This window comes from Paenibacillus sanfengchensis (genome assembly GCF_036864765.1).
Classification (GTDB): Bacteria; Bacillota; Bacilli; order Paenibacillales; family Paenibacillaceae; genus Fontibacillus; species Fontibacillus sanfengchensis.
Map to the genome: position 1 here is coordinate 22,165 of NZ_JBAGJC010000016.1, position 15,916 is coordinate 38,080.

General features: G+C 51.4%; 13 protein-coding genes and 1 riboswitch. All 13 genes read right to left on the reverse strand.

Going from position 1 to position 15,916, the window contains the following annotated elements; translation table 11 throughout:
- Positions 1-99: 99 nt before the first annotated feature.
- The 13 genes from V4U84_RS22975 to V4U84_RS23035 all read right to left on the reverse strand — a co-directional run bounded on the left by V4U84_RS22975 (position 100) and on the right by V4U84_RS23035 (position 15,885).
- On the reverse strand, positions 100-552 hold the full coding sequence (locus V4U84_RS22975) for a hypothetical protein (protein ID WP_334075531.1): 453 nt from the start codon (positions 550-552) through the stop codon (positions 100-102).
- A gap of 31 nt (positions 553-583) precedes the next feature.
- Positions 584-1,552 carry an ABC transporter ATP-binding protein gene (locus V4U84_RS22980; protein WP_334075532.1) on the reverse strand — a complete coding sequence of 323 codons (969 nt, stop codon included), beginning with the start codon at positions 1,550-1,552 and terminating at the stop codon, positions 584-586.
- The gene (locus tag V4U84_RS22985) at positions 1,545-2,528 is read right to left on the reverse strand and encodes an ABC transporter ATP-binding protein (RefSeq protein WP_334075533.1); all 984 of its coding nucleotides are present in this window, start codon (positions 2,526-2,528) and stop codon (positions 1,545-1,547) included. The genes V4U84_RS22980 and V4U84_RS22985 overlap by 8 nt, the downstream gene beginning before the upstream one ends.
- Before the next feature lie 11 nt (positions 2,529-2,539).
- A complete protein-coding gene (gene opp4C / locus V4U84_RS22990; RefSeq protein WP_334075534.1) occupies positions 2,540-3,469 on the reverse strand; it encodes an oligopeptide ABC transporter permease in 930 nt (309 codons plus the stop codon).
- A gap of 12 nt (positions 3,470-3,481) precedes the next feature.
- Positions 3,482-4,438 (reverse strand): ABC transporter permease, encoded by a 957-nt coding sequence (locus V4U84_RS22995; RefSeq protein WP_334075535.1) that lies wholly within the window; start codon positions 4,436-4,438, stop codon positions 3,482-3,484.
- Between the two features lie 54 nt (positions 4,439-4,492).
- Positions 4,493-6,244, reverse strand: coding sequence for an ABC transporter substrate-binding protein (locus V4U84_RS23000; protein ID WP_334075536.1), 1,752 nt, complete (start codon positions 6,242-6,244; stop codon positions 4,493-4,495).
- A gap of 175 nt (positions 6,245-6,419) precedes the next feature.
- A complete protein-coding gene (locus tag V4U84_RS23005) occupies positions 6,420-7,334 on the reverse strand; it encodes an ArsR/SmtB family transcription factor (RefSeq protein ID WP_334075537.1) in 915 nt (304 codons plus the stop codon).
- A gap of 166 nt (positions 7,335-7,500) precedes the next feature.
- Entirely contained in the window at positions 7,501-11,268 is a 3,768-nt protein-coding gene (locus tag V4U84_RS23010) for a non-ribosomal peptide synthetase family protein (RefSeq protein ID WP_334075538.1), read from the reverse strand.
- A gap of 23 nt (positions 11,269-11,291) precedes the next feature.
- Positions 11,292-13,052 (reverse strand): methyl-accepting chemotaxis protein, encoded by a 1,761-nt coding sequence (locus V4U84_RS23015; RefSeq protein WP_334075539.1) that lies wholly within the window; start codon positions 13,050-13,052, stop codon positions 11,292-11,294.
- Positions 13,053-13,223: 171 nt separating this feature from the next.
- A riboswitch (cyclic di-GMP riboswitch) is annotated at positions 13,224-13,311 on the reverse strand.
- Between the two features lie 656 nt (positions 13,312-13,967).
- Positions 13,968-14,156 (reverse strand): hypothetical protein, encoded by a 189-nt coding sequence (locus tag V4U84_RS23020; protein WP_334078042.1) that lies wholly within the window; start codon positions 14,154-14,156, stop codon positions 13,968-13,970.
- A gap of 421 nt (positions 14,157-14,577) precedes the next feature.
- Positions 14,578-14,904: a hypothetical protein gene (locus tag V4U84_RS23025; RefSeq protein ID WP_334075541.1), complete on the reverse strand. Its 327-nt coding sequence runs from the start codon at positions 14,902-14,904 to the stop codon at positions 14,578-14,580.
- 12 nt (positions 14,905-14,916) lie between these two features.
- Complete coding sequence (locus tag V4U84_RS23030; protein ID WP_334075542.1) at positions 14,917-15,468, reverse strand: hypothetical protein; 552 nt, start codon at positions 15,466-15,468, stop codon at positions 14,917-14,919.
- 90 nt (positions 15,469-15,558) lie between these two features.
- A complete protein-coding gene (locus tag V4U84_RS23035; protein ID WP_334075543.1) occupies positions 15,559-15,885 on the reverse strand; it encodes a hypothetical protein in 327 nt (108 codons plus the stop codon).
- Positions 15,886-15,916: the final 31 nt, after the last annotated feature.

Here is a 15,916-nt window from a genome sequence, read left to right on the forward strand (position 1 = left end):
AATAGGATTCAAACCCGGCCTTTCCACTGGCGTCAAAAAGCAGCAGGGACACCTTTGCAGGAATGAAAAAAGAGGCTGTCCCCGAAGGGAAATGCCTCCTTAATTCGCGGCGGATGCCAGCGCAATGTCGAACCGGACCTCGCCGGTCGTATGATCCCGATGAGAGATGAAGAAGGCCCAGTGTTGTTCGGGAACCCCGTCCCGCAACAGCTCATAATTACGTGCGCATAGCCTGATGTCTATGAAGCGGGACCCGTCGAACCGGTAGTCTTCACCGGTCTGAAGGCCGAAACGAATTCGCAGCAAACTTTGCAGACCCCCCGCGGTAATAAATTTGAACCGGTATCCCTCGGTGATAGCCTTTCGCATGGCTTCCCCGCTTTGATGGGCATATGCAAGGAATTCCTCCCAATCCACATCCGGATTCACCTTCTCCTTTAAACCGGGGGCATCTTTGTTCTCTATCCATGAGATCACTTCCCTGTCCGAATAGCCTGCGGCCCGGATCATTTCCAGGCGCAGCGCGTAAGGCTGGGGCAGGCTCGTCAGCATCGCATTTGTCCCCCTTCCGGTATAAAAATTCTCAGTCTACAAGATGGCAGGCCACATAATGTCCGCTCCCGACATCGCGGAATTCCGGCTTCCTTTCTTTGCATGCCTCTGTGGCATAAGGACAGCGGGTGTGGAACTTACATCCGGACGGCGGGTTCGCCGGACTCGGGATCTCTCCCTTCAATAAAATCCGCTCTCTCTTCAATCGGGGAATCGGAAGGGGAACAGCCGACAACAATGCCTTCGTATAAGGATGGAGCGGGCGAAAAAAGATCTCGTCGCACGGCGCCATCTCCACCAGATTCCCCAAATACATAACGCCGACTCGCGAGCATAGATGCTCCACCACACTTAAATCATGAGAGATAAAAAGAGAGGCCAGTCCCTGCGTTTCCTGCAGTTTTCTGAACAAATTGATGATTTGGGCCTGAATCGACACGTCCAGCGCGGAAACCGGCTCGTCGGCGATGATCAGATCCGGCTGAAGGATCAGCGCCCGGGCGATTCCGATCCGCTGCCGCTGCCCGCCCGAGAATTCATGGGGGTAGCGATCGAGATGAGAGGCCGACAGACCGCAAAAGCCCAACACTTCCAGCACGCGTTCGCGGATTTCCTCCTTGGGGTGGAGCCCATGGTCCAGCAGAGCCTCGCCGATGGCGTCCCCTACTCGAATTCGGGGATTCAGCGAGCTGTAAGGGTCCTGAAAAATCATTTGAATTTTCGGCCTCAGTTGGCGCAAGTCCCCCTCCTTAAGGCCGTATAGGTCGAGTCCTTTAAATTTGACTTCTCCCCCGGTCTTGTCCGCGAGCCGTACAATCGTGCGTCCGACGGTGCTTTTTCCGCTGCCGGATTCCCCGACAAGCCCGAAGGTTTCTCCCGGAAGGATGGTGAAGCTGATGTCGTCCACCGCACGAACATATCCGGTAGTCCGCTGCAAAAGGCCCGATTTGATCGGAAAATATTTTTTTAGGCGGTTCACCTCAAGCAAAGCTTCACGCATGGGCATTCGCCTCCTCATAGAGCCAGCAAGCCGCCCGCTGCCGCTCCCCCACCTCTCCCAGAGCGGGCTCCCGGTGCCGGCAAATCTCCATCCCATGTTCACAACGGTCGTAAAAGTAACAGGATGGCTTTAATTCGAGGAGGTCGGGCACTTGGCCCGGGATCGAATACAGTGATTCCTCCCGCTGTCCCAGCACCGGTTTGGAACGCAGCAGCCCCCGCGTGTACGGGTGCTTCGGCGCTTCAAACAGGCGGGTAACCTCCCCTTCCTCCACGATTTTTCCGGCATACATCACGACGACATAATCGGCCATTTCGGCTACAACCCCGAGGTCATGCGTGATCAGTAAAATGGACATCCCGGATTCCTCCTTGATTCTGCGCAAGGTATCGAGGATCTGGGCTTGGATCGTCACATCCAGGGCGGTGGTCGGTTCGTCGGCAATCAGCAGCTTCGGCCCGCAGGATATCGCCATGGCGATCATGACCCGCTGCAGCATCCCTCCGCTGAGCTCGTGCGGATAGCTTTTTATGATTTGTTCAGGCCTGGAGATGCCGACCTGTTCAATCAGTTCTACGGCTCTCTTTCGGGCGTCTTTTTTACCGAGCTTCAAATGCTCAATCAACGGCTCCATCATTTGCTCGCCGATCGTTAGGACCGGATTCAGGGAAGACATCGGCTCCTGGAAGATCATGGCGACTTTGTTTCCGCGAACCGCGCGGAGCTCATGGCGATTTAGGGACAACAGGTCCACACCCTCAAAAAGGATATCCCCCTCGATTTTCGCCCCCGGAGTCCCTTGGAACAATCCCATGACCGAGAGGGCGGTCACGCTTTTTCCGCAGCCCGACTCCCCGACAATACAGACGGTTTCGCCTTGCAGCACACGCAGGCTTACTCCGTCCACCGCTTTAATAACGCCCTCTTCGGCGGGAAATTGCGTAATGAGCTGATCTATTTTCAGTAAAATCGACATATCGTTTTCACCTATCTTTTCATTTTGGGATCGAGGACGTCCCGCAGCCCGTCACCAAACACATTGATGGCGATAACCGTTGCAAAAATGGAGACGCCCGGCGGAATCCAAAGCCAGGGATGCTCTTGAAAATCAATCATATTGTTTGCAGTGTCAATCATATTCCCCCATGTCGGCGTCGGCGGCATAACCCCCAGCCCGAAGAAGCTGAGTACCGATTCGCTTAGAATCGCACCGCCGATATTCAGGGTAGCCATGACGATAATTAGCGGGAGCAGATTGGGAATCAGATGATGGAAGAGTTTCCGGCGATCTCTTAACCCGAGTACGACGGCCGCCTGCATAAACTCCCTCTCCCGCAAGCTGAGCATTTGCCCCCGGACCATTCGCGCCAGTCCCGGCCAATTGACAAGGCTCAGCATCAGCATAACGATATACATCCTGTAATCGGTAGGCACCTTCCAATCCGACAACAAGGCTCCAAAAATAAACAGAAGCGGCAGTCCCGGGATGGTCATCAGCAAATCGGCAATTCGCATAATGACCTGATCCACGATGCCCCGGTAGTAACCGGCAACCGCTCCAAGCAAGGTTCCCAGAAATACGGATAAGACCATGGAAGCGAGACCGACCGTTAGGGAGATGCGCCCGGCTTGCATGACCCGGGTCAATACATCCCTCCCCAGTTTATCGGTCCCCAGCCAGTGCTGTAGATTTGGAGGTCTGTTCATCAGAGCCATATTCACTTTATTGTCCGTATACGGAGAAAAAAGTGGACCCACAAAACAGGCGATTCCCATAAACACCACGACGGCCAGTCCCGAGACGGCCAATTTGTTTTTCAATAATTGTTGAAACGCCTGCGACCAAAGCGAAGACCTTCCGGACGGGCGAGTCCCCGGTCTCGCCGCCCTCGTCTCAATTGTTTCAATATTGTCCATTTCTTCCACCCCCTAATGAAGCCTGACGCGAGGGTCGGCCATGCGATACAACAGATCGGACAAGAGTGTGCCGATGACCGTTAAAACGGCAATCAACATCGTGAATCCCATCAATAAAGGATAATCCCGCAAAGAGAAAGAGCTCATATACAGCTGACCGATTCCCGGCCAGTTGAATATTTTCTCAATAATCAACGAACCTCCGAATAGAGCGGGCAGCTCGAAGCCCACCAAGGTGATCGCCGGCAGCAAGGCGTTGCGAAGCGCATGGGTAAATAGCACTTTCCCTTCCTTCAGCCCCTTGGCTCTGGCTGTCCGGATATAATCCTGCTTGATCACATCGATCATATTGGAACGGAAGTACCTCGTCAGCGACCCCACCCCCAAAATGGTCATGACGATCACGGGCAAGGTCATATGGCGAATGACTTCGGTAATATAAGCCCAACCTGCCGCATTGCTTCCCGTCGTCAGCATTCCCCCCGGCGGAAGCCACTTCAAATCGACGGCCACGATTTTGATCAGGAATAAGCCGATGAAAAAGGAAGGCAGCGACATGGCCGCAAACACGGCGACCAGCACCACCGTATCAAACCAGGAGTACTGTTTGTAGGCGGAAATAACGCCCACAATAACCGCAATGACCCAGGTAAAAAAGGTGGACACCGCAGCCAGCAGAAAAGAGTTCCATATATATTCGTTAAAAAGCGTCAGAACCGGCTTTTGCTGGGCGAGAGAATAGCCGAAATCGCCATGCAGCGCGTTTTTCATCCATAAGGCGTACCTTTCCAGCAGCGGTTTGTTCAAGCCATAGATTTCCCGGAGCTCGGCCTTTCTCTCCGGCGAAAGTTTAATATTGCCGCTGATAAAATCGCCGGGGGTTAAGGCGTATAAACTAAAGATGAGCAAGGATGCGGCAAGCAGAATTAAGGTCATATAGATCAGCCTTTTGCTTATATAAGCGCTCATAATCCGGCCCCTTATGTAAGCCGCCACTCCAAAAACCGGAGCGACGGCCTATTTTTATTTCAATTCCCAATTCGGCAAGCTGGAGGACAAGCCGGTGAACGGACTGACGGAAAGGTTCTGAATGCGCCCGTTGTAGGCGTAAACCGTCTTTTTGTAACTTGTAAAAATAACCGGAAGCTCGTCGTTCAACAGTTGGAACAGCTCCTGATAAACGGCCTTCCGCTGCCCGATATCGGTGGTTGAGAGCGCCTTGTCATAAAGCTCCTTCACCTTGGGATTGTCGTAGCCCTTGATTTCCCCGTCCACAAATTGCAGCACCCCTTCCGACGGGTCCGTCAGCATCGGTGTGGAGAACGAAGCGATATCATAGTCGCCGCCTTCGACTTTAGAAACCAGGGCGTTGAAGTCGGCAAAAATTTCAGGTACGAATTCAACGCCGATGGCATCGAAATTTTCCTTGGCGACCGCAATAAAAATGTCCGTTTGGGCGTTCTTGGTGCCCAGGAAGTGAATCGACAGCTTCTTTCCGTCCTTCTCGCGGATCCCGCCCTGGCCTTTGGCCCAACCGGCTTCATCGAGAAGCTGATTCGCTTTCACCGGGTCATAAGGATACGCATTGATGCTCTCTTCCGTATAAGCCCAGGAAATCGGCGAAGCGGGGACGTTGGCCACCTGGCCGGCTCCCTGGTTCGCATCCACATAAATGCTTTGCCGGTCCAAACCATAGGTGAGAGCCTGCCGAACCTTCTTATCCTTGAGCTGGTCGTGCTCCAGATTTAATTGAAGATAACCGTAGGTGCTCGGGGTATAAGGCAGTATATTGACGAAGCCCAAACTTTTGAGCTTATCGATATTCTCTTTCGTCGCACTGAACGAAGCATAATCCACTTCACCGGTCTCGAGGTACTGCCAAGTATCCCCTTCGGACGTTTTATAGATAAACCGCGCTGTCTTTGGCTTGCCGGCATAATAATGCTCGTTGGCCACATACCTTACTTCCTGTCCGGGAATGAATTTCTCAAGCACATAAGGCCCGTTGCCGAGAGGCTTTTCGTGCAGCTTTTTGATGTAGTCCAACTGACCGAATTTGTAATCCTTGCCGTAATAAGCCTTGGATAGAACGTCCCCGCCCAAAATTACAAGGGCCATGGCATTCGGCTTCTCCAGCTTCGCCGTTACGGTCAGCGGATCCGCGACGGTAATTCCGGAAATCGCGGGGGCCCTCCCCTCCTTATAGGCCGCCCCGCCCTCGATTTGAAGCGTGGGGAGCTGCGCGTCTCCGTCATATGCTTTATCGTGCAGAAGCGTCCAGGTAAACGCCACATCCTCCGCCGTCAACGGAGAACCGTCGCTGAATTTCAGATCTTTCCGCAGATGAAACGTATAGGTCCGTTGATCCTCGGAAATTTCCCAGCTTTCCGCGAGTCCCGCCTTCGGCAATCCTTTGTCGTCCACCGTTACGAGCGGGGTATACAGCAAGGAAGAAACATTGCCGTCATAGCCGCTTTGGTGGAAATAAGGGGTGAACGCGCCGCTCGGATCGGTGAGCCCCACGATAATGGTATCCGTGCGCTGTTTAGCCACGTCCGGCAGCTTCGCTAAATCGGCCGCCAAGAGGACTCCGCCGGCATCTCCGGATGAGGCCGCGCCTCCTTCCGCCGTCACCGCCGATGGATTGCCCGATGTGGCGGCCGCAGCTTTGCCAGTGGGGCCCTTATCGTCGGAAGCTCCTCCGCTGCATGCGGACAACACCAGCGAACTCATCAATACGGCTGCGGTTAATGCGGCAATCCTGTTTCTTTTCATTTCCTTCTCCCCTATTCTTGTATATTTCGGTTAATTCCGATGAGATAACTATGTAATTGTTAATGCATATTATAGATCCGCCGGTAAGTTCTGTAAATAGAGAACTTTACCTTATTTCTCTTTTTACAAAACAAAAAACCACCCTGCCTTGGCAGCGGTGGCTAACATATCCATTTTATTCGTTGGTAATATAGGCCATGAGTTTTTTCTGCAACTCCTCCAACGAGTCGAGACGCAAGCTGTATTCGGTCACCGTTTCGCCCTCGATATGAGCCCGGATCAAGCCGCCCGTTCTCAGCTTGGAGATATGGTCATGCGTAATCCCCTTCGAGATGTTTAGGTGGCGGACAATCTCGCTGAAGCTTTTCGGACCCTCGTGCAACAAGCGCAGAACTTTCAACCGGTTCTGTTCCCCCAAAGCGCGAATCGTAAGATATTCGGGTTGAGGGAATGCGGACGGATTGTCGTTGGATACTCTCGCGGAGTAATGGCACAGCGTTATTTTGCCGAAATGATAAATCACATTCATGGGTTGAAAATGATACTGCGGAACCAATACGAGCCGCTCCAGTCCTTCCTTGGGTTCAAAAACCAGGCCACGGGTCATGCGCTCCGCCAAATCGCCGTGCCGCTCTTGCGCAGCCAATTCTTTCTTCCTGCGCTCCGCTTCCAGCCGAAGCGACTCCCGGATCGCCGAATCGGTATGCTTAAAGTATTGTTCATTCCATTGGGGAAATATGGATAGCGTGCGAGAGCGAAATTGCCCCATATCCTTCGGAAAGGGTTGACCGTATTCCGCCATTAGCTCATAGAGGTCGCCCACGGATTTCCCCTCCAGCCAGGACAGGAAGTCCTCGGCATGCTCCCCTTCCCGGCATAAATAAAGCAGCAAATAGGTCCATTTCCAATCCGCATCCACTTCCATACGGCCGAGCAGTGAAGCAAATTCCGGAGTTAAGGTCCTCCCGACTTCTTTCACCCAGTTAGGGGCCAGCATGATTTTCTTGTGCGACTTGCGGCAAATATACGTATGAAGACTATTCGCAAGTTCGTATATGGCTTTATACTCGATATCCAGTTGGTAGGTCAAATGTCGTACGCCCCTTTCTGGATCTATTATAACTTGCGGGTTCGGCATGCACGCAACCTTAAAAGGGCCGGTCGCTGCCTGCGTTAAAAAAACGGATGCCCTTTCCCGAACTTTCATTTCAGGAAGAGCATCCGTCACCTCTATACTCTCATTAATTCGGCCGACCTTATGAAGATTTCGGGAAATACCCTACACCTGTCGCATATTGCACCAATCGCTTGATGTACTCCGAATCGGGAACATGACAGGTGATCCCCGTACCCTCCAGGTACTCGACGGTTTGCGGGCAGGCAAACCGGAACGGGGAGTTCTTCGCCCCGTCTCCTTCCAGTTGAGCTATCGCCAGCTCCAGCCCCGCCTGGTCCTTCGGCCGGGTCGCATCGAGCAGCCAGGATTCGTACTCGGCCCAATCCAGCAGCTCAATCCGGTACCCGAGGGCGCGGAAGGAGTCGACCATTTCCGCATAAGGCAGCTGCACTGGATTGCAGATGTGGAACAGCCGCCCGGGCGTCCGCTCTTGCAGAGCCAGGGCCGCAATTGCACCGCTCGCGAAGTTGACGGGCGTCAGATCGACCTGCCAGCTGACGCTCGGCGCTTTCCCCAGCAGAAGCATCGACTTCAGCATCCGATAGAAGGCGTTATTGTCGATGTTCCGCTGGAAAGCGCCGGTCTCCGAATGGCAGGACAGATTTCCGACGCGATACACGGTCGCCGGAACGCCTTGCTCTTCGCAGGCGCGGACGACCAGCCGCTCGGCGGCCAGCTTGCTGTTGGTGTACACATTGCCGGTATCCAGGCTCGGATCACGGTATCCGTCCTCCGAGATAAACGTTTCCCATTGCCCGGCCATGGCCAGATCCTCAGGAATCCCGAGCGTGGACACGTAATGAAAGCGGACCTCTCTCCCGCGGGCCAAGGCCAACAGGCGGTCCGTGCTCTCCACGTTGACCCGGTGGAAGTACTCGGCCTCGCCGAAATGCTTCACCTCGGCTCCGCAGTGGATGATCGAGTCGATTCTCGCCAGAAGCAGTTCGCGGACCGGACCAACCAGTCCGAGGTCCGGCTGCTCCAGATCACCCTGTACGGCAACAACGCGGCCTTCCATCCGCGACACGCCATCGGAGCCAAAGTAACCCTCCATCACTCGCTGCAAACGTTCATAGGCATCCTGGCCATGCATTGGCCGGATTAAGCAGTACACGGTCGTTTTGGACGTCCGCAGCAATTCATGCAGCAGCGAGGAACCGAGATACCCGGTAGCCCCGGTCAAGAGGATGTGATGTTGACGTATAGGGCTGCCGCCGGTCAAAGATCCCGGACCAAATTGGCGCGGCGTTTCGGCCAGATCCACCGTCTCGCCCGTCAGTCCGGGAGCGGCGGCCCCTTTCCCTGACGCGGCGGCTTGCGCCAACTCGGTGACCCGTTCGGCCAGCCGGGCTACCGTCGGATAAGCGAAAAAGTCGTTGATTTTCAATTGCGGGAAACGGGGCTTCAACAGCACGAGCGTCTCCAGAATTTTTAGCGAATGGCCGCCGATTTCAAAGAAATCGTCATGGATGCCGACCGCGCGGAGCCGCAGCGCTTTGGCCCAAGCCGCCGCGATTTCGGCCTGCAGTTCGTTCTCGGGCGGAGCCGCATCGGCCCCTCCGTTCCCTTCCTCCTCCGGCAGTTCATGCAGGCCGAGCTTCCTGCGGTCGATTTTGCCGGTCGGCGATACCGGCATCGCTTCCAGCCAGATGAAATGGCTCGGGACCATATAAGCCGGCACCTTGGATTTCATAAAGGCAACGAGCTCCGCCTTCTCCACCGGCATTTCGTTTTTGGAGGTGTAGAAAGCGACGAGCTCCTTTTCCCCGGCCTCGTCCTCTTTGACGATCACCGCCGCATCTTTGAGAGCCTCATGCTTGATCAAATTCTCTTCGATCTCTCCGATCTCAATCCGGTAACCCCGGATTTTGACCTGCAGGTCCTTCCGGCCGACGTATTCGATGCCGCCGTCCTGCTGCAGGCGAACCAGATCGCCGGAGCGGTAATACCGCTTGTCCGACCCCGGGTTGACCGGATCGGAAATAAAGGCCTCCCCGGTCTTCTCCGGCTGGTTCAAATACCCTTTCGCCAGGCCTACGGAATGGATCAACAGCTCCCCGGCCACGTTGACCGGGCACGGCTGCAGCAGCTCGTTCACGATCAACACTTCGTAATTGGCCAGCGGTTTGCCGATGCTGATGGTGTTCAGATGCTCCGGGACCGGGCTATCCATCAAATGCGTCGTGGTCGCCACGGTGACCTCCGTCGGCCCGTAAGCATTCACGATGACCGGCAGATGCGGCAGCTTTCGCTGCAGCGACCGTACCGATTCGCCGGGGAGCGCTTCGCCGCCGATGACGAAGCTGCGGATCCTACCGTATTTTAAAGCCTCCTCCGCACTTAAATAAGCGGATAGTTGGTTAAAGAATACGGTCGGCAAAATGCCGATGCGCGTCGCGCTCATTTCTTCAATCGCCGCGGTGAACGCCTCGACCGAATACCGCTGCTCGTTCGAGAGCAGGTGCAGCCGGGCGCCGCAGCAAATGGCGCTATAAATATCGTAAACCGAGGCGTCAAAGCTGAAGGTGGAGTATTGGAGAATAACGTCCTCTTCCCGCAGTCCAAGCTGCTCCACCGTGGCCATCGCCAGATTCAGGATCCCCGCGTGAGGAATAAGAACTCCCTTCGGCCTTCCCGTCGTTCCCGACGTGTAAATGATATAGGCTACATCATCTCCCGAAGTCAGGTACGCCGGGTCAAGCTCGGCATCGTCCTCATCAAGCTGCCGATCCAGATACAGGGTGGATACCTCCCGATCCGCGGCCGTCAGAAGCGTCTCTAATTGGGACGCATATCCTTCCTTGGTCAGGACAATGCCGGTCCGGGTATCGGCGATAATGTAGGCGTTCCGATCCTCCGGATGCTCCGGATCAAGCGGGATGTACGCGCCGCCTGCCTTCAAGACGGCGAGCATGGCGATGACGGCATCCAGACTGCGCTCCATGAATATGGCCACGAACTGGCCCTTTTGCAGCCCGCGCTGCAGCAGCATCCGGGCCAAGCGGTTCGAAACGCAATCCAGCTCCCGGTAGGTCAGCCTTCGGTCCCCGGAGGACAAAGCTACGCGGTCGCCATGAAGCCGCACGGTGCTTCGCAGCATCCCGGGGATGCTCACCGGAAGGGAAGGCCAGACCTTGGCCGTGTCGTTCAGTTCCGCGTAGGCGAGCTTATCGTCGGCCGTCAATATCGGAATAGCTCCGATCGCCTGTTCTTCATTCTCCAGAACAGCGCGCACGATCCATTCGAAATGGGCGGCGAATTTCGCGATGGTCCCCGCTTTGAACAGATGGCGCTCGTAACCGATCCGAAGCTCCCCGCCCCCGTTCAACCAAGCAAACTGCCAATGCAAATAGGCGCTTCCTGCGGACTCCCCTCTCAAGGCGGCACCGTCCGCTCCTGGTTTTGTTCCAAACACGGTATAAAACACGGGCGAATGCCCGATCATTTCCTCGATATCCTTCAGCGGCATATAGACGTCGTTCATAGCTGCCCGCTTATCCCTTACCACCCGGTAGAGATCCCGGAAGGACGTCTTTCCATCGCAGTTCAAGCGCAGCGGAAGAAGATCGCCTGCCGAATTTTTTACTCCGACAATCTGATCCGTTTCTCCGCTCATGCGAAATAAAAACACATAATAACAGGTGAGCATCCAGCTTTCCAAGTCGCGATCTTTGCTAATCCGGGACAAAGCGTCCTCCGGCAGGACCAACCTATGAGTGCTTGTGGCCGAATCACCTTCGTAATTCACTTTGGGAGAATCCGTATAAATATCGAAACCGGATAACGGCAACTGCAGTTCATTTAGCCAAAAGTCCCGAACCTTGCGGTCCGTCAGTAAAGTATCCACTCACTCAGCTCCTTGTTTTCTCTCTATATTTTTAGCTCTTCCACCATGTTCTCCAATTTCCCGGAAATCTCGTTCAAGCTCTCGGCCGAATCCACGATTTTACCCGCCGAGGCACGCTGTTCCAGGGCGCTGTTCTTGATGAACTCCGATACATCGGCATTTCGCTCGGCCAATACGGCGATCTGGCGAATCGTCGCGGTAATTTGCTCGGTCTCCGCCACCATTTCCTCCGTGGCCGCGGACACTTCTTGAATTTGGCTCGTGATGGAATCCGTCGCATCCAAAATGCTATAGAACAGCTCGCCGGTTTCTTTCACCACATCGATCCCCGCCTTGACGTTCCGCTCCCCTTCGCTGATCGCCTTGACGGCGGTCAGTGTTTCGTTCTGGATATAGTGAACGAGATCGGCGATCTTCTCCGCCGAGCTGCCCGATTCCTCCGCCAGTTTCTTGACCTCATTGGCCACCACGGCAAAGCCTCGGCCTTCCTCGCCGGCCCGCGCAGCCTCGATGCTCGCATTGAGGGACAACAGATGCGTTTGGGCCGAAATCTGGGTAATCACTTGAACGATTTCCTCAATTTCACCGGAACGTTTGCGCAATTGCTCGATCGAGGCGACGGAATCCTGTACCGATTCCCGAATCGAATCCATTTGTTTTATGACTTTGCCGATATTCTCGCCGCCCAGCTCGGATTGATCCTTCATTTGCACCGAGGCTTCCGACAAGGCGGAAGTGCTGCCTGCGATCGTGGAAACTCCCGAATTGATTTCCTCCAGCGATGTCACGCTCTCCGTAATCGATTTGCTCTGCATCGACACCTTGTCCGAGATTTCTTCAATATGATTCGTGATATCCGTCGAGGTCTTATGGTTTTCCTCCGAGGCCGCAAACAAGACACGCGCCTGTTCGGCTGACTGAGTGGAAACCGCCTTAATGGTGGAGACCAATTCGTTCATATGGGCGACGGTGGAATTGAATTTCGCATTGACCTGTCCCAGCTCGCTTTGACTCTCCTGCAGACGCACGCTGAAATCACCCTGGCTCAACTGGTCCAGGGCATGCATTAGATCTTTTACCGGCGCGAAGGTCCGCTTTGTAAATAGGTATTGGATTGTCAGCACCAGCAGCAAAATAACCACCAAAGCGAGGCAGGTGTACTTCAACAAATCCTGCTGTCCCCGCAAAATGACGCTTGCGTCAAAATCCATCCCCATATAAGCGAAAATCTTGCCGCTTTCATCTTGGATCGGATAAAGTACGGTCAGCCAGGTGCCGTAAGCATCTTTGTACGGTTTCGTAAAGGTGAGCTTCTTTGTTTTTAACATCTCTTGAACGCCCTTGATATGATGCGGGGGCTGTCCAAGCTGGTCACCTAAATGCAGGCCCTCTCCTTCGAACATATCGAGAACGGCCGTTGGGAAAGCGATCATCAGCGTGCTGTTATTTACGATTTCCGAGCCGAAAATATAACCCTGAGCCACGTTCGGATGGGTCGCGGATAAGTCATCGAAGATCACCGTAAGCTTTTGCTGAATCGGTGAATTCCGGTCCGTACTTTTCATGGCTTCGGCGGCTTCCGCCGGGGTGATCTTTTTCGACCAGGCTTCCATCACCGCTTTTGAATCGGACTCCAACTGCTTTGTCAGAACCTCCCCCTGAATATAAAAGCTCGACGCAATGAGAATAACGCCTGTCATCAAAATCGAAAAGCTCGCTAATACCATATTTTTGGTTACAATGCTCCATTGGCGCATACCGCCAACAAGACGGGGTAATTTCATCTCCTGTTTCTCCTCTTTCTTTCTTGTAATTTATATCTGGGTAAAAGTTTGATTTATTAAAAATTTTAATCAAATTCCGCTATCATCCCCTCTCCCCAAACGACAGAATGGTCCCTGAAATGGGCAAAAAAAGACAGCCCACAGTAAAAAAACCATAGGCTGCCGCAAACAAAGAGCAACTGGCTGACATTTCCTATGACAGGAGGTAGTCCCTATAGCTTTGCGTCACTGCCTTTCGACAGCTTTGCCAAAAAGAAATATCAAATTTTGAGAATAAGTCCCATAAATAGTGTATCGGTTGATGCGCAGGTCAATTTTACTACATCCTTCAATACTTTCCCATGAAAAAAAACCCAATTGGGTTTCCGTTTTGTGTCTTTGGGACTATAAATCAAGGGGCGTTAACCCCCGTGCTTACGTCACTATACGCAAAAAGAAACCTTGAAAGGCATGAAGCCAAACAAGGTGTTGAGCAAGTCAATCAACTTTTGAACTTCAATTTCAGCTACACAGGTTGAACTATGATTTGCATATTAGACAGCGGTGTAAATGGTTCTTTTCACACTGTTGACCCGCAACTAATGTTTGGTTCGAATTAAAGGGAATTCTTCCCGTTAATTTGGTGCGTATGCGGCTGCAGAGGCGAATTAGCTGGAAAACCTCCCGCTAATTCGCCTGAAATTGTGGATATCGGCAATAGGGCCGTGAAATAGATGGAGTTTTTCCAGCTAAATCCGATTGAAGAGCCAATAGCGGTACATTAACGGGAGATTTTCCCATTAATGATGAGACTCTGACGGTGGGGCTTTATATCTACAGTTGTGTATTGGCAACGTATCTCCGAAACCATTTCATATCCTTGCCCAACGCCACTCGTAAACCTCATCTCTAACTAATCTTGGCTTGAATCAAAAATTACTCTGAGACTGGAACATACTCAAATGGATTTTTATCAAAACCATCCCCAAAAAAATTATAACCTTCCACAATCCCGACATTTAATACGGTTGACTTCCAGTTTTCAGGGTTAGGATAGTCCTTCCAGGTCTTAGCTCCTTGACTTGCTGCAAAATCATCAAGATCGTCGGGGAATTTAACAGTCACTCCAATTATCACCAACTTTATAAGCTTACTCTGTGATATTCGACAAAAAGCTTATCACTGGAAAGTCAGACGTTATTCATGCGTTTCCCCTACCCAACAAAACGATTGCCGCTTGAATAATGGTTGTGAGAGTCGGTGGCTTTGGCTTATAAGTTGAACTATTGTTATAAGGATTAGGGCAACCGTGGGATGCGTTCAGTTACGTCCTGACATTTATTATAGTCGGACTATCCAGCCGATATATTGCGGAAGATTTTTTGACAGCCCCTTCCCCTCTTCCATGTCGCAGTGGAGCATTTTATAGTTGCGATTGAATTAAAAAATAACAAAAAAACAGGTCAATCATGGTGTATCTGACCATAATCAACCTGTTCATTGAAAAAAATGCAACTAACTTAAGGTACTATATCATTTTATAAAATCATTTTATAAAAAATTGTTTTATTTCTCCCTTACCAATAACTTTGGAAGCAGTTTGCAAAAAAAACACGTTTCCAACTCGCACCAAATTTTCAATATGTTTGTACTCTTCTTCTTCAACCGTCGGTAATTCAAAAATCACATCGTAAACCTCACCTCTAATTAATTTAGCTAGTTCTTCTTTTACTATTAGAGTGCCTGAAAATAATAAATTATTTCCAAAATTTATCACAGGTCTTATTATATTCTCAGCATTCAAGTCATTTTGTAGTGCTGTAGGGTTATCTGAGGGTCTATCAAAAGACACCTTTGCTTCAAGTACTAACATTCAACCACTCCTTCAATACTTATGAGAGATATCCTGAATAATCTTATTAAACTCATCTAAATTATCAACGTGTATTGTCACTGTACCATTTTTAAAAATGAATTTGTCCACCTCTGTGAAATCTGCCAACTTATTCAATTGTGAGGTTGGTACTTTGACCTCAATAATAGCACCTATATCTTTGAACTTATCAGCAAACTTCAATGTTTCATCAAAATTTAATCCAAATTGTTTTGCCTGTAAACCCTCCGGAATTACATTAAACTTGCCGGTCTCCATTACCTCATAGAATTCCTTTGGGCCAACGGCTCTATACAAGCTAGTTAAACTTTCAGGAGCTTCACCCGTCACCTTAGGAACACTCCGAACCCCTTTAGAGCCAAACCGGGCAATCCCCTTCGAAATACCGAACCCCGCAATCGGCAATGCAGATTCCAGTATCGCTTGGGCTGTTATTGCCTTTTCTGTAAAGTCGCTTTGGATCAAATATCCTCCGTACAACAACGTCTTCTTGCTGTAAAGGGCATTTATCTCTGATTCCAAATCATTGTCTTGGTATGTCATTGGTAAAATAATGCTTGTTTTTCACTTCCTATAATAAAACCTTGGAGGCTGCAAGGCCAACCAAGGTTTCTTTTTACTATAACTATTCAATTAAAATTCATTGTAATTTACAAAAATAAAATCACTGTCATCAAGTACCCTGTTCTCAGAAAGTTTCTCCATAATGTTATTAATTGTATCTTGTAAAGCTTCTGTTATTGAATCCCCATTGCCAACCCCCCCCTCAGGATAACCATCGAATGAACTTTTGATTTTCAAGTTAGTAAATCCCATGAACTTCCCACTCATACTTTCATAGATTCTTATTCGAAATCTGCCTGATGGAACATCTAGTTGTGTAACATCAAATTCCGCAACACACTTTTCAATACTAGAAACTCCAGTAACCTGAATGTTTTTCCAACTATTATTCCCCATTTTTTACCTCGCACCAAAAGAAATAATCTTC